The 20,373-nt window shown below is 68.2% G+C and carries 10 protein-coding genes; 3 read left to right on the forward strand and 7 right to left on the reverse strand.

Annotated features, from left to right (window positions below):
- The 3 genes from ACODR1_RS19775 to ACODR1_RS19785 form a co-directional block, all read left to right on the forward strand.
- A partial coding sequence (locus tag ACODR1_RS19775) for a beta strand repeat-containing protein (protein WP_488881987.1) occupies positions 1-2,819 on the forward strand: 2,819 nt, incomplete at its 5' end.
- Complete coding sequence (locus tag ACODR1_RS19780; RefSeq protein WP_488881988.1) at positions 2,816-4,606, forward strand: type I secretion system permease/ATPase; 1,791 nt, start codon at positions 2,816-2,818, stop codon at positions 4,604-4,606. The genes ACODR1_RS19775 and ACODR1_RS19780, both read left to right, overlap by 4 nt.
- Positions 4,607-4,610: 4 nt before the next feature.
- A complete protein-coding gene (locus tag ACODR1_RS19785; protein WP_488881989.1) occupies positions 4,611-5,987 on the forward strand; it encodes an HlyD family type I secretion periplasmic adaptor subunit in 1,377 nt (458 codons plus the stop codon).
- A 235-nt stretch (positions 5,988-6,222) separates the two neighbouring features.
- Here the strand turns inward: ACODR1_RS19785 and ACODR1_RS19790 are convergent, their stop codons facing one another.
- From ACODR1_RS19790 to ACODR1_RS19820, 7 genes are all read right to left on the reverse strand, one after another.
- Positions 6,223-6,699 carry a suppressor of fused domain protein gene (locus ACODR1_RS19790; RefSeq protein WP_488881990.1) on the reverse strand — a complete coding sequence of 159 codons (477 nt, stop codon included), beginning with the start codon at positions 6,697-6,699 and terminating at the stop codon, positions 6,223-6,225.
- A 49-nt stretch (positions 6,700-6,748) separates the two neighbouring features.
- Positions 6,749-9,493 (reverse strand): RHS repeat-associated core domain-containing protein, encoded by a 2,745-nt coding sequence (locus ACODR1_RS19795; RefSeq protein ID WP_488881991.1) that lies wholly within the window; start codon positions 9,491-9,493, stop codon positions 6,749-6,751.
- Complete coding sequence (locus ACODR1_RS19800) at positions 9,493-13,590, reverse strand: hypothetical protein (protein ID WP_488881992.1); 4,098 nt, start codon at positions 13,588-13,590, stop codon at positions 9,493-9,495. Before ACODR1_RS19800 ends, ACODR1_RS19795 begins: the two co-directional genes overlap by 1 nt.
- Before the next feature lie 281 nt (positions 13,591-13,871).
- The gene (locus ACODR1_RS19805; protein ID WP_488881993.1) at positions 13,872-15,218 is read right to left on the reverse strand and encodes a sensor histidine kinase; all 1,347 of its coding nucleotides are present in this window, start codon (positions 15,216-15,218) and stop codon (positions 13,872-13,874) included.
- The gene (locus ACODR1_RS19810) at positions 15,218-15,892 is read right to left on the reverse strand and encodes a response regulator transcription factor (protein WP_488881994.1); all 675 of its coding nucleotides are present in this window, start codon (positions 15,890-15,892) and stop codon (positions 15,218-15,220) included. The genes ACODR1_RS19805 and ACODR1_RS19810 overlap by 1 nt, the downstream gene beginning before the upstream one ends.
- A gap of 9 nt (positions 15,893-15,901) precedes the next feature.
- A complete protein-coding gene (locus tag ACODR1_RS19815) occupies positions 15,902-17,296 on the reverse strand; it encodes an efflux transporter outer membrane subunit (RefSeq protein WP_488881995.1) in 1,395 nt (464 codons plus the stop codon).
- Positions 17,293-20,373: an efflux RND transporter permease subunit gene (locus tag ACODR1_RS19820; protein WP_488881996.1), complete on the reverse strand. Its 3,081-nt coding sequence runs from the start codon at positions 20,371-20,373 to the stop codon at positions 17,293-17,295. Before ACODR1_RS19820 ends, ACODR1_RS19815 begins: the two co-directional genes overlap by 4 nt.

Raw genomic sequence — 20,373 nt, forward strand, 5'->3', positions numbered from 1 at the left:
TCGATCGCCGGCCCAGCCTGAACATCACCAAGGACGCCACCGTCCCCGGAGGCACGGCCGACGCGGCGGGCGAGCAGATCAGCTACGTCATCACCGTGGCCAACACCGGCAACACCACGCTGGACGGCGTGACGGTCACCGACCCCTATGCCGACGCCGGCTCGATCATGCGCGGCGCCGACGTCGTGGGCGACAACGACGGCCTGCTGGAGGTCGGGGAAACCTGGGGCTACACGGCCAAGCACACCGTCACCCAAGCCGAGATCGACTCCAACGGCGGCGGCGACGGCGCCCTGGAGAACACGGCCACGGCCGACTCCAACCAGACGGGTCCCGACACCGACGACGCCAGCGTGCCCGTCGATCGCCGGCCCAGCCTGAACATCACCAAGGACGCCACCGTCCCTGGCGGCACGGCTGACGCAGCCGGCGAGCAGATCAGCTACGTCATCACCGTGGCCAACACCGGCAACACCACCCTAGACGGCGTGACCGTCACCGACCCCTATGCCGACGCGGGCTCGATCATGCGCGGCGCCGATGTGGTCGGCGACAACGACGGCCTGCTGGAGGTCGGCGAAACCTGGGGCTACACGGCCAAGCACACCGTCACCCAGGCAGAACTGGACTCCAACGGCGGCGGCGATGGACAGTTGGAGAACGTCGCCACGGCCGACTCCAACCAGACCGGACCCGACACCGACGACGCCAGCGTCCCGGTCGCCCCGCGGCCCAGCCTGAACATCACCAAGGACGCCACCGTCCCCGGTGGTACGGCCGACGCGGCTGGTGAACAGATCAGCTACGTCATCACCGTGGCCAACACCGGTAACACCACGCTGGACGGCGTGACCGTCACCGACCCCTATGCCGACGCCGGCTCGATCATGCGCGGCGCGGATGTGGTCGGCGACAATGACGCCTTGCTCGAGGTCGGCGAGACCTGGGGCTACACGGCCAAGCACACGGTCACCCAGGCAGAGATCGACTCCAACGGCGGCGGCGACGGCGCCCTGGAGAACGTCGCGACCGCCGACTCCAACCAGACCGGACCGGATACCGACGACGCCAACGTGCCCGTCGATCGCCGGCCCAGCCTGAACATCACCAAGGACGCCACCGTCCCCGGAGGCACCGCCGACGCGGCCGGCGAGCAGATCAGCTACGTCATCACCGTGGCCAACACCGGCAACACCACGCTCGACGGCGTGACGGTGACGGACCCCTATGCCGACGCCGGCTCGATCACGCGCGGCGCCGACGTGGTGGGCGACAACGACGGCCTGCTGGAGGTCGGCGAGACCTGGGGCTACACCGCCAAGCACACGGTCACGCAAGGAGAGATCGACTCCAACGGTGGCGGCGACGGCCAACTGGAAAATGTCGCGACCGCCGACTCCAACCAGACCGGACCCGACACCGATGACGCCAGCGTGCCCGTCGATCGCCGGCCCAGCCTGAACATCACTAAGGACGCCACCGTCCCCGGAGGCACGGCCGACGCAGCCGGCGAGCAGATCAGCTACGTCATCACCGTGGCCAACACCGGTAATACCACGCTGGACGGCGTGACGGTCACCGACCCCTATGCCGACGCCGGCTCGATCACGCGCGGCGCCGATGTGGTGGGCGACAACGACGGCCTGCTGGAGGTCGGCGAAACCTGGGGCTACACGGCCAAGCACACGGTCACCCAGGCAGAACTGGACTCGAACGGCGGCGGCGATGGACTGCTGGAGAATGTCGCCACGGCCGACTCCAACCAGACGGGTCCCGACACCGACGACGCCAACGTGCCCGTGCAACAGCGCGCCAGCATCGATATCGAGAAGTACGTCTCGATCGACGGCGGCGCGACCTGGAGCGACGCGGACGACCCCATGGGGCCGATCGCCACCTCCGGCGCCAGCATCGCCTTCAAGTTCGTGGTCGCCAACACCGGCAACGTGACCCTGACCAACGCCACGGTCACGGACTCGGTGTTCGACCTGAACGGCGCGGCGGCGGGCACGGCCCGGGCGCTCGGAACCCTGGCGGTCGGCGCCAGCACCGAGTTCCAGATCACCGCACCCTGGACCGTCGGCCAGCACGTCAACGACGCCACCGCGTCGGGGACCTATTCGGGCGGCACGGCCAGCGACCACGACCTGGCCTACTACTACGGTCTGATCGACTGCGTCGGCACCCGCACCCCGGGCTTCTGGCTGTCGCCCAACGGGCTGAAGTTCTGGGACGGCACCGTGGGCAACGAAACCAAGTCGGGCCCGGACTTCCCGAACGGCGAGCTGCTGGCCTTCAACAACAGCATCACCGACGGCCCCGACCCGGGGACCAGCAACAAGGAGGAACGCTACATCCTGCTGGGCGACTACAACGGCAACGGCGTCACCGACGTGGGCGAGGACACCCTGAAGATGTCGCTGGCCCTGGCGCTCAAGGTCATCGACGCTTCGCAGAAGCCCTCGCAGGACGCCCGCTACGTCCTGGGTCGCGACGTCATCGCCGCCTGGCTGAACTTCGAGGCCGGCAACGGGGCGGGCGGCGCGCTCGATCCCAACAGTCCGACCTACAAGATGAACCAGGCCATCGACTGGCTGCAGCAGTACGCCGACGCCAACCATGACGGCGTCGCCGACTTCAACGGCCCGGCGATCAAGCAGAACACCGCGGCCTGGCAAGGGTCTGGCGCGGGGCTGCACACGGCGCTCGACGAATACAACAACCACGGCACCATTAATGGCGTGGCCTACTCGTGCAGCGCCGACGACCACCTGTTCGTCACCATGCTGACCCGCTTCCACGAGGACACCCTCGCATGAGCGGCCGGGGCGGCGCGAACAGGGCGAGAGGCTCGGGACGGCGCGTCCTTCCCGAGCCGCTGGCCGACGCCTTCAGGACCTGCCGGCGGCATCTGCTGATCGCCGCCGGCTTCAGCGCCCTGGTCAACATCCTCTATCTCGCGCCGACCCTCTACATGCTGCAGATCTACGACAGGGTCCTGCCGACCAGCGGGCTCCTGTCGCTTGCGTTTCTGACAGTGGCTGTCGTCTTCGCCCTGGCCACCCTGGCCGTGCTGGACAGCCTTCGCCAGCGCATCCTGGTGCGGCTGGGCCTGCGCCTCGACCGCCTGCTGGCGCCCGAGGTGCTGACCCGCCTGACCGGGGGTCTTGGCCCCGACGCCGGACCGCGGCTGCGCCAGGCCATGCGCGAGTTCGACGCCTTCCGCAACGTCGTCTCCGGCTCGGCCGCCACGGCGATGCTCGACGCGCCCTGGACCCCGATCTACTTGGCGCTCTGCTTCGTGCTGCACCCCTTGCTCGGCGTGATTTCGGTGATCGGGGCAGGGGCCCTGCTGATCCTGGCGATCCTCAACGAGCAGGCCACCCGCGGCAAGCTGGAAGCCCTCAACGAGGCCTCGGCCCAGGCCTATGCGACCCAGGAGGCGATCGCCAGCCAGGGCGGCCTGGTCAAGGCGCTTGGCATGCGCGAGCCGCTGATCGTGCGCCAGCTGCTCGACCGGCGCGACGCCGTCGGCCTGCAGGCCGACGCCCAGTTCACTGGTGGGATCTATACCGGCCTGATCCGCTTCCTGCGGCTGACCCTGCAGTCGCTGGCGCTGGGCACGGGCGCCTGGCTGGCCGTGCGCCACGAGATCTCGGCCGGCGGCGTGATCGCCGCCTCGATCCTGCTCAGCCGCAGCCTGGCGCCCGTCGAGCAGATCGTCGGCGCCTGGAAGAGCGTGATCCAGGCCCGCGACGGCCTGCGCACGCTCGTCGACCTCTTCGAACGCGCCCCGGCCGCGCCGGCCCGCACGCTTCTGCCCGAACCCAAGGGCCGGCTGCGCGCCGAGCAGGCCAGCGTGCGCACGCCCGACGGCTCGGGCATGATCCTGCGCGGCGTCTCCTTCGACCTCAACCCCGGCGAGATCATCGGCGTGGTCGGCCCCTCGGGGGCCGGCAAGACCACCCTGGCCAGGGTTCTGGTCGGGGCGCTGACGCCGGATCTCGGCTGCGTGCGCATCGACGGCGCGGACCTGGCCGACTGGCAGTCCGAGCGCCTGGCCGCTCACATAGGCTACCTGCCGCAGAACTGCGGCCTCTTCGCCGGCACGGTGAAGGAGAACATCGCCCGCTTCGCCAGCATCATCGAGAGCGACCCGCGCGAGATCGACGAGCGTGCGGTGGCCGCGGCCACCGCGGCCGGCGCGCACGAGATGATCCTGCGCCTGCCGCAGGCCTACGACACGCAACTGGGACCGGGCGGGGCAGGGGTGTCGGCCGGCCAGGCCCAACGACTGGCCCTGGCCCGGGCTCTCTACGGCTCGCCGCAGGTGTTCGTCCTGGACGAGCCCAATTCCAACCTCGACTTCGAGGGCGAGACGGCGCTGGAGCACGCGATCGCGGCCCAGAAGGCGAGGGGAGCGGCCCTGGTGGTCATCGCCCACCGCCTCAACATCCTGGGCGTGGCCGACAAGCTGCTGGTGCTGCGCGAGGGCGCCGTGGACCTCTACGGGCCGCGCCGCGAGGTGCTGCAGGCGCTGGAGGCGAGGGTGGCGGGCCTGCCGCGCCCGGCCAACGCCTCGTCCGATCTTCGGGTTTCGGGGTGATCTCATGACCGGTTCGCTCGCCATCCACAAACCCGGCGCCCTGGTAACGGTCGACGCCTACAAGGAGCAGGGCCCGGCCGACGGCGCCCACTGGGAGCTTCGTGTCGGCCTGGCCGTCGCCGGCGCGTTCTTCGTCGGCTTCATGGGCTGGGCGGCCTTCGCGCCGCTGGACGCCGGCGCCTATGCGCAAGGGGTCGTCGTGGTGTCCGGCAGCCGCCAGGCCGTGCAGCACCGTGAGGGCGGAGTGATCTCGGCCTTGCGCGTGCAGGAGGGCGACAAGGTCCGCCAGGGCCAGGTGCTGCTGGAGCTCAACGTCCAGGAGGTCAGGGCGCAGGAGCGGGCGCTGGCCGCTCGCGTGTTCGCGGTCGAGGCGCGCCGGGCGCGGCTGATCGCCGAGCGCGACGGCCTGGCCGCGCCGGTCACGCCGGTCGCCTTCGCCGGCCTGTCGGCCGAGGACCGCGCGCTGGCCGACGAGGCCATGGGGCTGGAGCGACGGCAACTGGCCGCCCAGCGCGCGGCCCTGGCGTCGCGTCGCGGCGTGCTGGGCGAGCGCGCCAGCCAGCTCTCCGAGCAGATCAATGGCTACAACCGCCAGTTGGCCGCCAATCGCGAGCAGCAGCGGCTGATCGGCGAGGAACTGGAGGGCATGCGCAAGCTGGCCGCCCAGGGCTATGCGCCGTTGACGCGGGTGAGGGCGCTAGAACGGGCCGCGGCCGACCTGGTGGGGACCGACGGCGCCTATCGCGCCCAGGCCGCCAGCGCCCGCGAAGGCATCGGCGAGACCCGCATGCAGGCCCTGCAGGGCGATCGTGAGCACATGGACGAGGTCATCGCTGACCTGCGCCAGTCCGAAGTCGAGCTCAACGACCTCAAGCCCCGGCTGGCCGCCGCGCGCGACCAGCTGTCACGCGGCATGGTTCGGGCGCCGGCCTCGGGCCAGGTGGTGGGCCTCAAGGTGTTCACGGTCGGCGGCGTCGCCGCGCCCGGCGACGTCCTGATGGAGATCGTGCCCCAGCGCGCGCCGCTGGTCATCGAGGCTCGCGTGTCGCCGAACGACGCCGACGACGTCCATGTGGGCCAGAGCGCCGACGTCAAGCTGACCGCGTTCCACGACCGCCACCTGCCGCTGCTGCAGGGCACGGTCACCAAGCTGTCGGCCGACGGCTTCACCGACGAGAAGACCGGCGCGCGCTACTTCCGCGCCGAGGTCGCCGTGCCGCCTGAAGAACTGGCCGCGCTCAAGCAGCCCGGCCGCGAGGCGCCGGCGCTGAAGGCCGGCCTGCCGGTCGAGGTCGTCGCGCCGCTGCGCAAGCGCACGGCGCTGCAGTACCTGCTGGAACCGCTGCAACAGCGACTGTTCAGGAGCTTCCGCGAGCAGTGAGGCGGCGGGAATAGGAATATTTTCCTGAACCGCGATGCGCGCCGCTTCGCATCAACATACATCGCCTAAGGAATATTATCGGAAATAGTATATCGCGCGGACGCCTTCGACGAAACTTCGAGCGCCCCCTGTAGTTTCCTCATAATCAGATCGGTCTGAGCGAAGACCAACGCGACCCTAAAGCGGTTAGCGATTTTCGGAACATAAACTCCGCCCCGCAACAGCTACGTCCACATCACTTACGATCAAGATCGCCTAACTGATCGAAATTTACCTCGAGATAGTCCTCAAAGGCCTCAAATCCCTTCCTATCCAGAATGGAAATCTCACGTTTGCTAATGGGAAGCACCCATATCACCTGGGCCTCGCCGCCTTTGACGCGACGGAAAGACCACAGGTCATTCGGAAGAAAAATCGGCAACGTGAAGTAGAACCCGAAATACTTCGAGCCATCGATGACCGGTTCAGAGAACTCCGCATAGCTGCCCCTCAGAATGGCAGCCCCGGAGCCAGTGGCGAAGGCCACGGCGCGGTTCAGCATTTGGAGGGCGCTCTGGCTGTCAACCTTGGAGGAAAGGCGCGTCACGAACTCCGCATGGAGCTTCGACGCCCCACCCGAAGCAGGTAGATCGATGTTCGCGAGGCCTTCCGTCGCGTAGGCTACAAGCCCGCCGGATGGGGCAAAGCCTGCAGCATTTACCGCGAGGGGCAAGCTGAGGCTCCACGACCCCGTTCTCGGCGCCAGATGCTCGTAAAAATTCCTAATACTCATGTCCGAATAAGCCTTTGAAGCGAGCGTCGTTGGCTCCTCCGCTTCGATTGCAACCTATGCATTCGAGTCGCGTGCCTGTCTGATAGTTATCTATCACCTGCTGACGTGTCGTGCCGGGCGGGAAGTAGCGGTTGAACCAGGACGGATAGTGGCTGACGTCCCAGCCGCGTCGACCGCTCCCAGGGGCCCCGAACACTTCCGTGTTGCAACTGGGGCACAGTCGCCCGCCCCCCGGCCCCGGGGTGGCCGTGTTCCAACTGTCGCGCACCACGCTGGCCCGGAACGTGCTGCGGCTTCCCAACTGGCCTCGAGCATTTGTTCCGCCGAACCATCCTTGATAACGGGCTCCGGGCTGGTCCGGCGCCAGGGTGGCGCCGCGGCTGTTGGCTTGGCTGGCTTGGAACATGGCGAACCGTTCCTCCGCCGCCCGCACCGCCAGGTGGTCTGGATCACTGCCAATGTACGTGTAGCCTGCGTAACGCGAGTTGAGTGCGCGGCCGCGAGCATTCCAATTCGCAATCTGAGCCGCATTCGCAGCGCCCCAGACGGTTCGCGGCAACTGAGGCGGCGGCGCGGTCCGCGCCCTGTTCGTTCCCGTGGGATCGCTGTGGTTGACCGGGTCCCCCCCCACATAGGCATAGAGGTTCAGGTCATCCTTATCGCCGATCGGATCGGTCTGCAGGAACCAGCCGCGCTCGGGCTCATAGGCGCGGGCCTTGTAGTGATAGAGGCGAGCTTCCGGCAGGGCGATCTGCCCGGTGTATCGGAAGCGGCTGCCCGAGCCCCAGCGGTCGCCGGGCTCACCATAGGGGCCGTAGGTGTAGACGGCCTCGCGGGCGCCCGAGAGGTTGCTCCAGGCGACGATCGAGCCCTGCCCGTCGGCATGAAGCCAACGAGCATCGCCCGTCGTCGAGCCCTCATACCAGATGAGCGGATCGTCGGCGCCCGGGCCGTGCACGTAGCGGCGCAGCAGATTGCCGCTGGCGTCCATTTCAGCGACGAGCTGGTCAGCGCTGTAGAGGAAGCGCGTGACCTGACCGCTGTTGGTCACCTGCGCCAGACGCCCCGTCGGATCGTACGACAGCTGCAGGCCGCCGGCCGAGATCAGCCGGTTTTCCGCATCGTAGCCATAGCGACGGAAACCGTCGTTGGTCAGGTTGCCGTTGCAATCGTAACCCGCTCCGGCGACGCCGCAGGTCGTGGTCAGCGACGCGATGCCGGAGTCGCGATTGAGGCCATCCGCCGAAGCCGACAGCGTCAGGTTGGTGCCGACCCAGGCATAGTCCGCGTTCGAGATCGCGCGTGACATGACCTGCCCGGCCGGATTGTGTTCCGGCGTCCCGAACTTCACGCCTCGACCGTCGGTCAGGGCATGCTCCAGGCTCGTCATCCGCCCGGCGGCGTCATAAAGCGCCGTACTGTTGGCGCCGTTGCCGCGGTTCAGACCGGAAACGCGGCCGCTGGCGTCGTAGGTCGGCGCGAAGAGGCTTCGGCCGGTGCTCTCATAAACTGCAGTCAGGCGTTCGGCGGCGTCATAGTCGTATTGGACCGTCAGCCCGCCGGGCCACGCCATCGAGGTGAGGTTGTTGGCCTTGTCGTACGCATGGGTAACCGACTTGCCGTAGGTGGTCTCCTTGGTCGCGCGCCCGATATTGTCACGCTCGTACACGACCGACTGATCGTCGGACGCATTGGACGCGCCGTAGGAAACCTTGATGACCGCGCCGGTAAGATCGTAGCGGGTGAACACATCGTCGGCGAGCCCGGAGGTCGGGCAGCCCGCGACGTCGCGCCTGAAGCGGGCGATCTCCCGGTTGAGAGCGTCGTAGCAGCTCGTGAGCTTGGAGTTGTCGCGCTTCTTGAAGCTGGTCCGGTTGCCGTTGGCGTCGTAGCCATACTCCTCGTAGTCGGAGGTGCTGGCCTGGCCGACGCCGCGCGCGGTCACCGGATAGAACAGCCGCCACAGGCGATCGAGCTTGTCGTAGGCGAATTCGGTCCGGTTGCCGACGGCGTCGGTCACGGCCTTCTTCTTGCCGTTGGCGGTGTATTCGTAGGTCGCGTAGGTCCGCGAAAGGCTGGCGCCGCCGGCGTCGACCGCGCCGAACGCCTCGATGGTCTGCTCGACGTTGCCGGCCTTGTCGTAGATCGTCTTCACGATCCGGTCCGGCCCGAACGCCCCCGCGGCCGTGAGCTGGCATGCGTCCGGCGGCGTCGCCGCAGCGTGGATGGTCGCGAAGGAGTCGGGGTTCATCCGCGTCGCGACGCAGACTGCCCTCCCCTCAGCGTCATAGCTGGTCTGAACCAGCGAGGCGGCCTTGGTCAGTTCCGCGCCGCTCGTCTTGCTCGGATCGCTGGCGGCCACCGAGGTTGGCACGGTGTAGACCATCGTCTTGTTGCCGACGACGTCATAGCGCGTGTGGACCGTGTGCAGCAGCGTGAAGCCGGCGCCGGTTCCGTCGTTGACGAGGCCGACTTCCGTGCGGATCAGCTGGGCGTCCAGATCGTAGAAGTAGTGCTCCGCGGGCCGTCGGGCCGTGGTCAGCCCGCCATCGGGGTCAGGGCCGATCTTCCATTCGAGCAGATGCGCGGCGTTCCACTTGTAATAGTTGGTGAAATCGCTTCCCGACTGGGAGAATGCGGGCTGAGCCGCGGCGGTGCAGAGCGCCAATCCGGCGCCGACGAGGAGGCGACGCTTCCAGCCGCGCGGGAAGACTCGCTTGTTGGCGACGGTCATCAGCACACACCCCCACGCGGACCGGTGGTCTCGATCAGGCGACCGGAACTATCGAACTTGAAACAGGTCTTCGCCGCCGTATCGGCGGTGTCGACCGTCGCCGACTTCAGGACGAACTTCTGGGCGGTGTCGTACTCGTAGAGCGTTCTCTGCTCACGTCCGTCCGCGACCGTCTGCGACTTGCTCTTGAGCATCTTGAAGGTCGTGCCGCCCGTTCCGGCGAAGTCGTAGTAGTCCAGGCTGGTCCTGGCCTCGCCGCCCTGGGCGTCGAGGGGCGACTTCACCCATTCCAGCAAGCCGGTGGTGGTGTTCCAGCTGTAGGTCGTCGTCGCGTCCCTGGCGTCCGTTTCCGACGCGGGCTTGTTGCAACTGGCCGGATTGATGCAGATGCGCACCTTCGGACCTTCCTTGAAGGTCGCCGTTATCTCCGGATCCACGCTCGTGTCGCAGCCTCGCGGCGCGGCCTGCGGATCAGTCGGCTTGCCGATGTGGCAGGTCGAGATGACGTTGCTGCGCACGTCGTAGGCCGTGACGACCGCGTCGCCTTCCGGCGTCTGCGCACGCGAAACCCGCCCCGCGGCGTCGTAGGTGTTGACCGCCGTGTAGCCCAAGGGCGAGGTCACCCGCACCGGATTGTTGCGCCAGTCGAAGATGCTGGTGGTCGCCACGAAGACGTCCTGCCGCGGCGAGACGATCACCGCGCGGTTCCATTCCTCGCCGCCGGAGACCCCGCTCGAATAGACCCTGGCGACGTTGCTGGCGCGGTCGGTCAGCGACTTCACGCGATAGAGGTCGTCGTACTGGATGACGGCCTGCGGCGCGGTGGCCGAGGACGGCGCGTAGATCTTGCGCAAGCGGTAGGACGGTCGGGAGGACGACGCCGGGTTCGGCGAGACGCTGTCTGCCGCGTACGAGTAGGTGATCACGCGAGCGGCGCTGGACTCCGAAGGCAGGGTCACCTTCAGGGTGTCGCACAGCATCTTCTTGGAATTCATGCAGTTGGAGACGTCGTACTTCACCCGGTTGCCGGCGGCGTCACTGACGGCTTCGATCCGCCACATCGTGCCGGCGGCGTCTATCGTCTCGCCCCTGCTGTCGAAGCCGAGCCTCTGGCCCAGATTGTTGCTGACCGAATTCAGGAAATACTTCTTCGTGTCGTTGTAGATGTTGCTGTCGTATCCGAATGTGATCTTCACCCCATTGGGGAAGTCCCAGTTCAGCGGCCGGAACTGACGCAGATAGATCAGCTTGCTGCTGTTGGTGTAATAGGTCTGAGGGCCGAACTTCATGACGTCGCCGCCACGCTGCGTATACTCGATCCCCATGTTTTCGTAGTTGTAGACGACACCCTTGTCGACGCTGATCGGCCCGACGCGGCTGCCGGTGATCTTTACGCTGGAGCCCGACCCCATGGGCGGCACGTAGGTTCCGGACGGCGCCTTCACGAAGACTTCCGAACCCGTCGGGCTCGCCACGGCCACGGCGTTGGCGTTGATCTGGTCGTTCAACCAGTTGCTCACGAACAGCGCGGTCAGCCGTCGGTCGAAGTTGGGGCTTGTTCTGAGGTCGAACAGCGCGGCCAGGCCCGTGATCAGCGGCGTGGCGGCCAGGGCGCCGTTCCGCCCCAGAGCGCCGTCAAGGCTGGTCGTGAACGACGCCGAGTACGCGTAGTTGTGCGTCCAGCCGTTCGGCATGCGCAACCACAGGCTCGCATCCGGGCCTTCATAGGTCCAGCTGTTCACGCTGACCTGCGCCTCGTATGCGGGATTGTCCGTCGAATAGAAGCGCTGGAACGGCAGGCTGTAGGGAAACTCCCCCGCGCCCCCGGCGAGATCGGTGGCCGAGATCCGCAAGGAGCCGCTCGCCGCGTCGATGTCGCCGATCTTGACCTGACCTCGGTCGCCGTTGCCCGACTGCAGCGTGCGCATGGCGCTCGCCGTCGGCTCTCCGCTGAGGCTGGATCCGCCGCCCTTCATGGACGCCGCCACGAGAAGGGCGATCGCGCCGCTGTCGCCGACCGCGGGGCCGCGATAGCCGTAATACCCGGCCACTACTGTGGCTACCGTGCCGTTGTTGATCGAGATGTTGCCGCTGTCGGTGTTGCCCGGAAGGATGAAATCGTACCCTTCGGTGACGCGCTTCTGTATCCAGCCCTTGGCGTTGGGGTTGTATTTCAAGGCATTGGCGATGCTGTTCGCGACGCCGTTGGGGGCGTCGATGAACATGCGTCCATTACGGTTCAGGAGCGAGGTCAGGCCGGCGGGAGACGACGGCGTCCAGGCGTCTTCCGCGTACTGGATCGGACCGCTCTCGAAGAGCGACGCCAGCATTGTCGAGACTTCGAAACTGTTGGCGCGCTGCTCTTCGCTTGCGTTCACGGCCTGCGAACTCAGAGCCGTATGCAGATTGATGTTGGTGTTGCCGGAGCTGCCGCGAACCGGCATCACCGACCCGATGACGTAGTGCCGAGTGGTCGCGGAGCCCGCCAGGGTGTCGACGAAGTCGTTGGCCCGGCGCTGAGCATGCAGGACATCGGCGGCCAGACCGTGCAGGGTGGCGCCGCAGCCTGCGACGCAAGATTCCGACTGAACCGTATTGGGCCAGTCGGTGAAGAGCATAAGCCCGGCCGGCTTCGCTCTCTGCAGGTTCGTGTAATGATTGGCGCTGTGACTTCCGACGCCGCCGTACTGAATGGTCAGGTTGTAGGTAGCGGGGTTGTTAATGTCGATTTCGTTATTGGTATAGAGCTTGTTGCCCAGGAAGATCGCGTCGTCGCCATACGTGCCGGAATTGGAGGCGTACGGCGCATCGATTGTGATGGTGATGTCGCAGGTGTCCCAACCTCCGCACGCGCCGTCGGGATAGAGCGATTTGGGCGTCAGGATTCCAGCGTCCGCCTTCAGCGAGCTGGCCACCATCCACAGTCTCTGCCCGCCGATCTCGTCGCCGAACATCACGTAGGTCTTGCTGCCCATCGGGATGGAAAGTTTGGAGCGGAAGGCGTCGGGGATCTGACCGCCCCAGCTGTAGGTCGTCGAAAACGGGCGCAGCGAGCTCGCCGATGCGGTCGGACCGAACGACAGATCGATCTTGCGCTCGCCGATGATGTCTCCGAGCTCGGCCTCGGGCATGTTGGTCGCGATGTAGGTCTCGAGCGCCGTGGCCTGGGCCGTCAGGTTGGCGTTCAACGCCGTTTCGTTCAGCTTCTTGTAGTAGGTCTGGCCCTGATAGGTGCCGGTTTCGGCCGGGAGCGAAGTGTTGCGGATCAGGGCGGTGACGGCCTGCGCGCCGCAGCCCGTCCCGCAGCCAGGAACGGTGGTCAGGTTGATGCCGCTCTTGAATGACAGGCGCTTGAAGCTGGGGTCCAGGATCAGGCCGGCCGCCTCGACGACGATATGGCCGATCGTGACGCTGTCGCCGGCCCCGAGATCGCCGCTGAGCGCGTTGCAGTCGGTGACCCCCGAGCCGCCGACGTTCATCTGAAGCGGAATGGCGCCGTCGGCGAGGAAGCGGCAGACGGCCTTGGCGTTGACCGTGACGGCCTGCACGCCGTTGGCGTCGGCCGGCGAGAAACCGCTGACGACGCCCGTCCAGCGACCGAGATCCTGGGCGCCCACCTGCATGGAGCCGACCTTGTAGGTGGCCGCCACCCCGGCCTCGCGCAGAAGCGAGACTACCAGTTCGGCTTGGTCGAAGGGCGTCCCGGACTGATCGATGAGCGCGCCGCGCGCGCCCTTGCCCAGGCCGAATCTGAACTCGGTGGAGATGTTGTTGCGGACGTAGTCGACCACCGTCTGGGCGTAGGTCGCCGGGCTGATCTGCCCGGGTCCCGTCGCGAGCTGCTCCGCCCCGAGCGCTCGCGCGAGCGCCTTGATCTCAGGCGCGGTTCCCGGAATCGCTGCGGAACTGGTCGTCCGGGAGTTCAGCGACGGCTGGGCGTTGTAGTATTGCCAGGCTTGGTCGGGCGAGATCGCCGGCGCGCTCATCAGGCGTGTCGTGGGCAGCGTCGCATGGGCGGGAAGCGCCGTTGCGCTGATCGCGACGACAGACACGCTGGCGAAGAGGCCTGCGATGACGTGCTGGCTTCTGAATGACATCGACTGGGGCCCCGCTAAGCTTGTACGGAGCACGCACCGGGTCCGGCATCGGTCCCAGCGCGACCAGGGGCGCAGAGCGCCCATCACATCGCGTGAACCGTCCCAGATTCGCCCCAAGGCTGTGCTCGCAAGCTGCGCTTTAGAGGAGCCGCCTCAACTATCAATAGCAAAGTTTGTCTTCCGGCCATCCTGCGGTTTGTTGATGTCGTCGTGCGCCCGAATGGCTGCCCGCGACGCGTCTACAGGCCCCGACACATGAGGACGACGACCAGCGTTCGCGCTCAGACCCGCTGGGTGGTCAGCGACACGCGAAGACCCGGCGCGTTGTCGTCCAGCCGTAGCTCCGAGAAATGCGCCCGCGCCACCGCAGACGCGAGGCTGAGACCCAGTCCATGCCCGGCCGTGCTGCGGCTCTGCTCGAGACGCGAGAACCGTCGCAGCACGAAATCCCGGCGATCCGACGGGATGCCGGGACCGTCGTCAGCGACCTCCAGCGTGACCTGGCCTGCGACGGCGCGCAGTTCGACCACGATCCTGCTGCCGGCCGGCGTATGACGCGCGGCGTTCTCGATCAGATTGACCAGCAGCTGGGACAGAAGATGACGGTCGCCCTCGATCCTGACATCGGGCGCGATCTCGACGTCCAGCCCATAGCCGGCCGCCTCGACATCAGGCCGCAGCGCATCGACGCAGCGCTCGGCCAGCGCCGACAGGTCGAGCGGCTGGAAGCCGGCGCGGACCTGGAAGGTTTCGACCTCGGAAATGCGCAGCAGGGCCGTGAAAAGGTCCAGCAGGTCCTCGGCATGGGTCGAGGCCCGCGCCAGGGCGTCTTGCGCTCGCTCGGCGTCGAGGTCCTGGCGCATCGCCGCGTCCAGCACGTTGCGCAGCCGGGCCAGCGGCGTGCGCATGTCGTGGGCGATGTCGCTGGAGACCTGCTGGAGGTTCTCCATCAGCTCCTCGATACGGTCGAGCATCAGGTTGAGAGTGGCGGCCAGCTCGTCGAACTCGCGCGAGGCCGGATCGCGGGGCATGCGGCGCTTGAGATCGCCGTCGATGATCCCCTGTGCGGCGGCGTTGATCCGCGACACGCGGCCGCGAAGCACCGAGCCCAGCAGCCAGGCGCTGCCGACGCCCAGGACCAGCATCACCGAAAACGCCCCGGCGAAGACCGAGAGGATGGCCAGGTCGGCCTCGTCGATCGGCGTACGGTCGGCGGCGACCACCAGCAGGCCGCCGTCGGGCAACCGCGTCGTCAACGCCTGGGATACGCCACGGCGGCCGCCAGGCTCCTTCGAATATAGGAATTCCAGCCAGCCCGGCTCTGGGGGCTGCGCGCGCAGCGCCCCGGCCAGGCGACGCCCTGCGCGGTCGAGCAGGATGTAGCCCATGCCATCGCCCGCCCCCCTCGCCTCTCGCAGGCGGATAGCTTCGGCCACGGCGGCGTCGCCGGACTGCTGGCGGATCGACAGCAGCCCCTGGGTCTCGACCGAGATCCGATGATCCAGCTGCTTTTCCAGCGCCTCGTGCGAGACGCGGTAGACGATCAGGCCCAGGATCACCGTCGTCGCCGACAGGACCGCGGCGACCAGATAGACGAGGCCCGAGGTCGAGCGGGGCAGCAGCCGCATCATTCGCCGCGGATCATGTAGCCGGCGCCGCGCACGGTGACGATCGCATCCTCGGTGAAGCCTGAGTTCAGCTTGGCCCGCAGGCGGCTGATATGGGTCTCGACGATATTGGTGCGCGGATCGAAGTCGAAGTCCCAGACCTGCTCCAGCAGCATGGTGCGGGTCATGACGCGATGGGCGTTGCGCATCAGCACTTCCAGCATCGTGAACTCGCGCGGCTGCAGATCGAGGCGCCTGCCGCCGCGACGAGCGACGCGCTTTTGCACGTCGAGCTCGATGTCGAGCACGGTGAGCAACCGCTCAGGCTCGGCCGGCGCGGTACGCCGCGCGATCACGTTGAGGCGGGCGTGCAGTTCGGAAAAGGCGAACGGCTTGATCAGGTAGTCGTCGGCGCCGTTCTCCAGCGCGTCCACCCGATCGGCGATCCGGCTCTTGGCGGTCAGCATCAGGGCGGGCGTATGCACGCCGCCGGCGCGCAGCATCTTCAGCACCGACAGGCCGTCCAGCCCGGGCAGCATGCGGTCGAGCACCATCACGTCGAAGGTCTCGCTGGTGGCCAGGAACAGGGCGTCGTTGCCGCTGGCGGCGCGCGAGACCACGTGGCCCATCTCGCGCAGGCTCTGCAGCAGGTAGCCGGCGGTCTCTTCGTCGTCTTCGGCGATGAGGATCTTCATGACGATACTCTAGCGCTCCGCGACGGCGGCGCCATCCGCGACGGCCTCCCAGCCGCCGCCGAGCGCCCGAAACAGAGCCACCTGTGTGCGGGCGATGGCGACCTCCGCCGCGAGCGCCTGCACGGCGGCGGCGTTGCGGGTGCGCTCGGCGTCGATGACCACGAGATAGCTGTCGGCGCCGAGGCGATGGCGGGCCTGGGCGCGGCGTGCGGCTTCCTGGCTGGATCGCGCGGCGGCGGCCAGAGCGTTTTGGCGCCGGGTCTGGGCCTGAAGATCGGACAGCGCGGCCTCGACCTCCTCCAGGGCCCGCAGCACCGTGCCGTCCCAGGTCGCCAGGGCCGCGCGCTGGCCGGCTTGCGCCGCCGCCATCCTGGCGCGGGGGCCGGCCTGGTTGGGGAAGGCCCAGGTGACCAGGGGCGTGACGAAGGTGTCTGTCCCGCCGCCGATCAGGCCGCCCGAACCGCCCAGCTGGATGCGGGGATAGAGGTCGGCGCGGGCCACGCCGGTCCGCCAGGCCGCCGCGGCGATCCTGCGCTCGGCCGCCCGCACGTCCGGACGCCGGGCCAGTAGCGCTGCGCCGTCGCCGACCGGAAACGGCGCGGCGACGCGCGGCAGGCGCACGCAGGCGGCGTCGAAGCCAGCCACCGCAGCCGGCGGCCTGCCCTCAAGCGTGGCGAGCCGCAGCAGCGCCCGCCGCCGATCGGCCTCGAATCCGGGCACGGCGGCGGCGGCCTGGTCGCGCAAAGTGGCGGCCTGAGCCCGTTCCAGCGGCGAGGTCTCGCCGGCCTTCAGCTGTTCGTCGACCAGGGCGTAGGCGCGCTCCTGGGTGGCCATAAGCCCACGGGCCAGATCGAGATTGGCCCCGGCCGCGCAGAGGTCGAGATAGGCGGCGACGGTGTCGGCCGCGACCGTCACGGCGGCGGCGTCGCGGGCGGCCTGCACGGCTTCCGCGTCGGCTCCGGCGGCCAGGGCGGCCTGGCGCAGGCGGCCGAAGAGATCGACCTCGAAGGCGACCGTCGCGCCCAGTTCGTAGCCGCTCTTGGGCACGGCCGAGGTGCTGGGCTGGCGATCAGCCCGCTGCGGGCCCGCGCCGCTTTCCAGCACCGTGGCTGGCAGCCGGGCCGCGTCCGCCTGCCTGGCGACCGCCCTGGAGGATTCGAGATTGGCGAAGGCCACGCGCAGGTCGGTATTGGCAGCCAGCGCCCGCTCGACATGCGCGTCGAGCGCCGGGTCGTCGAACAGCCGCCACCAAAGGCTAGGCGCCTTGCCGGGAAGCCCGCCCGCCCCCTGCCCGCCCAGGAAGCCGCCGAGGGCTTCCGGAGGCGGCGTCGGCGGCTTGGCCACAGTGCCGGCGCAGCCCGACAGGGCCAGCGTCGAGATAAGAGCGAGGACGCGGGTCTTCATCGGGCGACCTCCCGGGTTTGCGGACGGCCGAAGCGGCCGTACAGCGTGGGCATCAGAAGCAGATTGAGCAGGGTCGAGCTGACAAGCCCGCCCAGGATGACGAGCGCCATCGGATGCTCGATCTCGTGGCCTGGCCGGTCGCCGCGCACCACCAGCGGCAGCAGGGCGAGCGCCGCGCACGACGCCGTCATCAGGATCGGAACCAGCCGCTCCTCGGCGCCGCGCAGGATCAAGGCCGGGCCGAAGCTCTCCCCTTCCTCGCGCTCCAGGTGCTGGAAGTGGCTCAGCATCATGATGCCGTTGCGGGCCGAGATGCCCAGCACCGTGACGAAGCCGACCAGCGAACCCAGCGACATGGTCCCACCCGACAGCAGCACGGCGGCCACTCCGCCCAGCAGGGCGAATGGCAGGCTGACGGCCACCAGGGCGGTGATCCGCAGCGACCGGAACTCCAGCCAGACCAACAGCAGTACGCCCACAAAGCACAGAGCCCCCAGCACCAGCAGCCGCTGCGACGAGGCCTGGCGCTCGGCGTACTCGCCCAGCACCTCGGGATGGTAGCCCTGGGCGAAGGTCACCTGCCCCACCCTGGCCTCGACGGCGCGGGCCACCTTGCCCAGGTCGCCGCCGGCCACGTTGAGGGTGACGTCGATCCGGCGCGAGCCGTTCTCGCGCTTGATCTCGTTGGCGGCCGGAACGATCCGCACTTGCGCAACCTGCGACAGTCGCACCTGGGCGCCCGCCGGGGTGGCGATCAGGATGTCGCCGATGGCGTGCAGGTCGCCACGCGCCGCAGGAACGCCCCAGACGGCGACGTCATTGACCACCTGGTCGCGATAGACCTCGCCGACCTTGGTCCCGGCGATCACGGTGGCGGCCGTGCGGCGCACCTCACCCGCCGACAGGCCGTAGGCGGCCAGGGCCTCGGGCTTGGGACGGATCTGGATCTGCGGGATCAGGGTCTGCTGCTCGACCTTCAACTCGGTCACACCCGGCACGTCGGCCAGGGCCGCGCGGACGGTCTCGGCGGTGGCGCGCAGGCCGTCGACCTCGGGACCGTAGATGCGCACCACGATGCTGGCGCCGGCGCCGGTCAGCACCTCCTTGATGCGCTCGCGCAGATAGGTTAGCACGTCGCGATAGAGGCCTGGATAGCCGTCGATGACCTCCTGGATCTTGGCCACGCTGCCATCGTAGTCGGCTTTCTCGTCGAGGCTGATCCACAGTTCGGTGAAGTGCGGGCCGTAGACCTCGTCGCCGCCTTCGGCGCGGCCGATATGGGCGCCGAAGTTGCGCACGCCGGGAATGGCGCGCAGTTCGCGGCTGGCCTGGATCGTCACCCGGTCCATGGCCTCGATCGAGGTTCCGGGCTTCTCGACGAAGTGCATCAGGAAGTCGGTCTCGCGGAAGTTCGGCAGGAACTGGTCCTTGGTGAACAGCGAGCCCAGGCCCGCCAGCAGCAGGCCGCCGGCGACGATGCCCACCGCCAGGCGGGGCCGATGCAGGACGGTCGGCAGGAAGGCGCGGTAGCGGGCCTTCAGCACACGCACCAGGCCGGGCTCATGCTCGCGCTGCGGGGCCTTGGGCAGCAGGAACAGGCACAGGGCCGGCGTCACGGTCAGGGCGACCAGCAGCGAGGTCCCGATGGCCAGGATGTAGGCCATGGCCAGCGGCCGGAAGAACGAGCCCGACACCCCTTCCAGGAAGAAGATCGGCAGGAACACCAGCATCACGATCAGGCTGGCGAAGACGACGGCGCTGCGCACCTCCAGCGAGGCCTTCAGCACCACCTTCAGCCAGGGCGAGGGCTTGTCCTTGAGACGCTCCAGGCGGATGCGGCGGCCGATGTTCTCCACGTCGATGATGGCGTCGTCGACGATCTCGCCCAGCGCAATCACCAGGCCGGCAATGACCATGGTGTTGATGCTGGCGCCGCTCCAGGACAGCACCAGGGCCGCGCCGAGCAGGGAGAGCGGGATGGCGACCAGGCTGATCGTGGCCGCCCGCCAGTCGCGGGTGAAGACGATCAGCACCATGGCCACCAGCGCGCAGCCCAGCCACAGGGCCTGCGTCAGGTTGCCGATCGAGCGCTCGATGAAGGTGGCGGGGCGGAAGATGGTGGAGTCGAGCTCGACGCCCGACAGCCCAGGCTTCAGCTCGGCCAGGGCCGCCTCGACGCCGCGCGTGACCTCCAGTGTGTTGCCGCCCTGCTGCTTCTCGACGATCAGCAGCAGACCCGGACCGTCGTTGATGATGGCGCTGCCGATCGGCGGGGCGTGGCCGCGCACGACCAGCGCCACGCCGCCCAGCCGCACCGGCGCGCCGCCCGACAGCTTGACCACCGTGCGGGCCAGGTCGTCCGGCGTCACGGCCGGCGCCAGATGGCGAACGGCCAGGCGCTGGTTGGCGGTGTCGACGAAGCCGCCGCCGCCCACGACCGCGGCGTCGCCCGCCGCGCGCTGCACCTCGGCCAATGTGACGCCGGCGGCGTTCAGGCGGGCCGGGTCGACCAGCACCTGCAGCTGCGGATCACGCTGCCCCCAGACGGCGACGTTGGCCACGCCGGGCACGGCCATCAGGCGCGGCTTGATGGTCCAGCGGACCAGCTCCGAAAGGGCCATCTGGTCCATGGACTTGGAGGAGAGGCCGATCTTCATCGCCCGGCTGGTCGCAGACAGCGGCGGCAGCATGACGGGCGGCCGAACGCTGGCCGGCAGGCGCGGCGCGACCATCGCCACACGCTCCTGCACCAACTGGCGGGCGCGGACCACGTCCGTACCCTCCTTGAAGATCAGCACCACGGACGACAGGCCCAGCACCGACTTGGAGCGCAGGAAGGCAAGGCCCGGCACGCCGTTGACGCCGGCCTCCAACGGCACGGTGACCAGGTTCTCCATCTCCTCGGTCGACAGGCCGGGTCCTTCGGTCTGCACCTCGACCATCGGCGGGGCGAACTCGGGAAAGACGTCCAGCGGCACGTCGCGGGTGGCCCGCACGCCCAGCAGGACCATGATGGCGGCGATGGCGATCACCAGCACACGCTGGCGCAGCGCGCTTCGAACAAGCCAGGTCAGCAT

The organism is Caulobacter sp. FG7 (assembly GCF_057808875.1).